Source organism: Kocuria sp. ICS0012 (assembly GCF_001665945.1).
In the GTDB taxonomy this organism is placed as follows: Bacteria; Actinomycetota; Actinomycetes; order Actinomycetales; family Micrococcaceae; genus Kocuria; species Kocuria marina.
Genome location: NZ_LZMM01000032.1, coordinates 1 through 4470, shown reverse-complemented (window position 1 = coordinate 4470; position 4470 = coordinate 1). Strand labels below are relative to the sequence as shown.

The window sequence follows — 4470 nt, the reverse complement described above, 5'->3', positions numbered from 1 at the left end:
TCTTGGGGGGGGTGGGGGGTTGCTCGTGGGTGTGGGTTCCCCCCGCCCCCGTTCCGCCCCCAAACCGTTCCCTGGCCGGTGCCGGGCCCTTCCCGCCCACAGCGGCGGGTGACACCCCGGTGTTCCGGACATAGAGGTTCTTACCCGAAGGGCCCCCCCGCGCCCCGGGGGGGTGGCCCTTCGGTTCGCTCGGGTGGATCAGTGGGCGGCACGCACCCGCATGCCCGTAGCGGGGCGGGTCAGCATGTGGGTCCACGAGAACGTGAGGTCGTCCGGGTCGGTGCCCAGTTCCACGTTCGGGCGGGCCAGTGCCACCACGGCCGCGGACAGGGATGTCACCGCGATCTTCTCACCGGGGCAGCGGTGGCCCGTACGGACCTCGGCACCGCCCTGGGGGATGAACGTGCGGATGGCCTCGGCGTCGTCGACCCCCATGAAGCGTTCGGGGTCGAAGGTGCCGGCGCGCTCCCACGAGGCGGGATCGTTGTTGGTGCCCAGGATGTCGATCAGCACGCGCTGACCCTTGTGGATGGGGCAGCCCTTGATCGCAGTGTCCGCGGTGGCCTCGGCGGGGAGCATCGGGACGAACGGGTAGACGCGGCGGACCTCCTGGGCGAAGGCCACGGCCTCCGGGATGTCGAGCAGAGAACCACCCCGTGCTTGGGACGCCTCGTGGATACGGGCGGCCCATTCCGGGTGCTCCACGAGTGCTGCCCCGGCGAAAGCCGCGAAGCGAGCCACCGCCACGTTGGGGCGGGTGAGGTTCTGCAACTCCACCGCGGCGGTCTTCTCGTCCACGAGGCCACCGTTCTCGTCCACGAGACGCGCCATGTGGGCGAGCACCGAATCCGGGTCGGCGGCCACGGTGCCCGAACGCACCCCGTGGATCAGCTGCGTGAACGTGCGATCCAGGCGAAATCGCTCGAACCATGAGATCGGGTGCGTGGCGGGGCGCCCAAAGGTGTCCAGCAGACGGCTCATGCGGCGGGCCTGCCGGTCCATCTCCTGGCGGCTCCACGGGATCCCGGCCCAGCGGAAGGACGCACGGCCGAAGGCCAGGGCCGTGCCGTCGTAGACGTTGCCGGGGGAGGTCCATTCACGGATGAGCATCTCGAGTTCCTCGGCCACGAACGGCTTGTACTGGGCCACCCGCTCGTCCTCGTAGGCCATGTCCGCCATCTGGTTCTTACGTGCGGCGTGGGCGTCCCCGTCCAGGGCGTGGACGGCACCCGACCCGAAGAGTGGGCCGCGGATGAACAGGGGCATGGCGCCGTGGCGCTTCATGCGGGAGGTGTCGTAGAAGAGGTCCACCCCTTCTTCCCCGCGCACCAGGACCGAGCGCTTGCCCAGCAGGTTCATGCTCACCGGGGCGCCGGACTCCGGGGAGACGCCCGTGCGACGTCGTACGCGCGAGGCAAAGAGGTAGCCCGAGCGCAGGAAGGAGAGGACTTGGTCGGGGCGGGTGCGTCCCGCGGTGGAAGTCATGCTCCGATCGTACGGGTACTGACCTTTCGCCGACTAGGAGGTTTCAACGCCGGGCACGCACCCGCAGGGCGCCCGCGAAGAGGAACGCGAACAGGCCCATGAGCGGGAAGACGAACAGCGCGGTCCGCAACCCGGCGGCATCGGCGAAGAGGCCGATCAGCGGGGGCGAGAGCACAAACACGATGCGCATGCACCAGCTCACCAGGGTGAGTCCCGTGCCGGGTTTCAGGCCGGGGGCGCGGTCTGCGGCGGCATAGGCGTTGGGGACCATGGTCGCGCAGCCAAAACCCGCGAGGGCGAACCCAGCCAGGGCCACCCACGGTGTCGGCGCGAGCGCCACGGCGCCCAGGCCCACGAAGATCAGTACGCCCCCGATGCGCGTGACCAGCACGGCGCCCAACGCGTCGATCAGCCTGTCCCCCAAAAGGCGACCCACGAACTGCGCGCCCACCAGGCTGACGTAGCCGAGCCCCACCATGCCCACGGGTGCGCCCAGGGCGTCCCGCAGGTAGACGGCGGACCAGTTGGAGCCCACGTCTTCCACGAGCACCCCGGACATGGCGACGACGGCGATCGGCAGCAGCGCGAGCGCGGCCACTCCCGCGCTACGCGGGAGCTTGGGTATCCCGGCGGTGTCCAGGGGGGCGTTCTCGGCCTGGGTGGCGGCGTGTTCCGCGTGGTCATCGGGGACGGCCCAGCGCATGGCGAAGGCCGCCACGGCCGCGAAGATGACACCACTGATCAAGAAGTGCCAAGGCAGGGGTAGGTTCATGGCTGCGGCGGCGGTGCCCATGAGGCCGCCGATCACGGCACCCACGCTCCACAGGGCGTGCATGGAGTTGATGATGGAGGTTCCGGCGAGGCGTTGTACTCGCAGTCCTTGCGCGTTCTGCGCTGTGTCCACGAGGGCGTCCAGCATGCCCGCGACGAACAATCCGATCCAGAACACGGCCACGAGGGGAACGGATCCGGCCACGAACACTGCGGTGGCGAGCAGGATCGAACCCACCACGGCGACGCGCGCCGTTCCGAACCTCCGCAGGATGGGGCCTGGCAGGGGGCCCGCCACCACACCTCCGATGGGGAACGCGACTAGCGCGAACCCGTACAGGGCGTTGGACAGGTCGTACATGTCCTTGATCTCGGGCAAGCGGGGCAACAGATTGGAGAAGATCGCGCCGTTGGTGAGGAACAGCAGGGACACCGCGATGCGCGCTCGGGTGATCCGCAGGCGGTCCATGGCCGGTGGTGGGGAAGCTGGCGTCACCCCGTCAGGCTACGGGCCGGGGAGGGTGGAGCACACTCGGGGGTGGTGTGTGCGTGAGTCCGCAGGGCCTGAATCCGCGGGGTTCGTAACATGAACATTTTGGGTGAGAAATGCGTGAAAATTACACCCATAGGGGTGTTTGACATGTATGTCAAAGGCGCGCATTGAGCTATTCGCCCGAAATAATCGGAATCTCTCACCAAGCCAAGGCATCGGCAATATCGACATTTTGCGTCATGCAGAACGTGGATTCGTCCAGGACGCCTCCCTCCCCACGAGGCCCCTGGGGGTCGATTTAGGTTGTGCGAGGCCTATGGTTTACTGAGAGAAGCCTCAGGACTGGGGCTGGATCGAGTCTCCCCGGGCCCCGGTGTGAGAACTCAAGAAGGAGTGAAGAGCATGGCAGGCAACCGTTCCGTCGTCTTCCGCGGCGTGAAGAACATGCAGGTTGAGGATCTGGACTTCCCGAAGCTCCAGATGCCCAACGGCAAGAAGGCACCCCACGGTGTTGTCCTGAAGATCGTGGCTTCCAACATCTGCGGTAGTGACCTCCACATCTACCGCGGGTCCTTCCCCGCCCCGGAAGGCATGGTCATGGGGCATGAGATGACCGGGGAAGTCGTGGAAATCGGCTCTGACGTCGAGTTCCTGAAGGAAGGCGACCTGGTCTCGGTTCCCTTCAACGTGGCTTGCGGCCGCTGCCGCAACTGCCGCAACGGTCGTACCGAGGTCTGCCAGACCTGCAACCCGGACGCCGATTCCGCTGCCTACGGCTTCAACCTGGGCGGCTGGGACGGCGGACAGGCCGAGTATCTGTTTGTTCCCTATGCGGACTTCCAGCTGCTGAAGTTCCCGGACCGTGACCAGGCCATGGAGAAGATCCGCGATCTGGCGCTTCTCTCTGACATCCTCCCGACTGCCTTCCACGGCCTCATGGAGGCCGGCGCCAAGCCCGGGTCCACTGTCTACATCGCGGGGGCCGGCCCCGTGGGCCGTTGCGGCGCCGCAGCTGCGCGCCTGCTGGGGGCGTCCTGCATCATCGTCGGCGACCATGATAAGGATCGCTTGGCCCTGATGAAGCGCAACGGTTGCGAAACCATTGACCTCAACGAGGATGTCCCGCTGCAGGACCAGATCGAAAAGATCCTTGGCGAGCCGATGGTCGACTGCGCCGTGGACTACGTCGGCACCGAAGCTCACGGCATCGGCAAGGACGCGGACAAAGAGGATCCGGCCTATGCGATCAACCAGGTGATCGACGTTACCCGTGCGGGAGGCGCCACCGGCATCATCGGCATCTACGGGCCTGACCCCCTGGCGGATTCCAAGGACGAGCAGAACGGCATCTACCCGATTGAATTCGGCAACGCCTGGATCAAGTCCCCGAAGATCACCGCTGGCCAGGCGCCGATCATGCATTACAACTACGAGTTGATGCAGGCGATCCTGTGGGACCGCATGCCGTACCTGTCGGACATGCTGCAGACCAAGGTCATCGGCCTTGACGATGCTCCTCAGGCCTACGCGGCCTTCGACAACAGCTCGCAGGAGAAGTACATCATCGACCCCCACGGCATGATCGCCTCCTGATCTTGCTCACCCGGTAGTGGGGGGGGGGGGGGTTGGTAAGGGGGGGATGGCGACCACACCCGCCCCCCCCCCCCCCGGCCCCGGGGGGGTGTGGATATAGAGGGGCGTGAAGAAACCAGAACAAACAA

3 protein-coding genes are annotated in these 4470 nt (G+C 66.6%); 1 reads left to right on the top strand and 2 read right to left on the bottom strand.

Going from position 1 to position 4470, the window contains the following annotated elements; all coding sequences use genetic code 11:
* Positions 1-198: 198 nt before the first annotated feature.
* Together A5728_RS04520 and A5728_RS04515 are read right to left on the bottom strand one after the other, a co-directional pair.
* Positions 199-1485 carry a cytochrome P450 gene (locus A5728_RS04520; protein ID WP_064845916.1) on the bottom strand — a complete coding sequence of 429 codons (1287 nt, stop codon included), beginning with the start codon at positions 1483-1485 and terminating at the stop codon, positions 199-201.
* Positions 1486-1528: 43 nt separating this feature from the next.
* Positions 1529-2752: an MFS transporter gene (locus tag A5728_RS04515; RefSeq protein ID WP_231885509.1), complete on the bottom strand. Its 1224-nt coding sequence runs from the start codon at positions 2750-2752 to the stop codon at positions 1529-1531.
* 399 nt (positions 2753-3151) lie between these two features.
* Between A5728_RS04515 and A5728_RS04510 the strand changes: the two genes are divergently transcribed.
* The gene (locus A5728_RS04510) at positions 3152-4342 is read left to right on the top strand and encodes an alcohol dehydrogenase catalytic domain-containing protein (protein WP_064845914.1); all 1191 of its coding nucleotides are present in this window, start codon (positions 3152-3154) and stop codon (positions 4340-4342) included.
* Positions 4343-4470 lie beyond the last annotated feature (128 nt).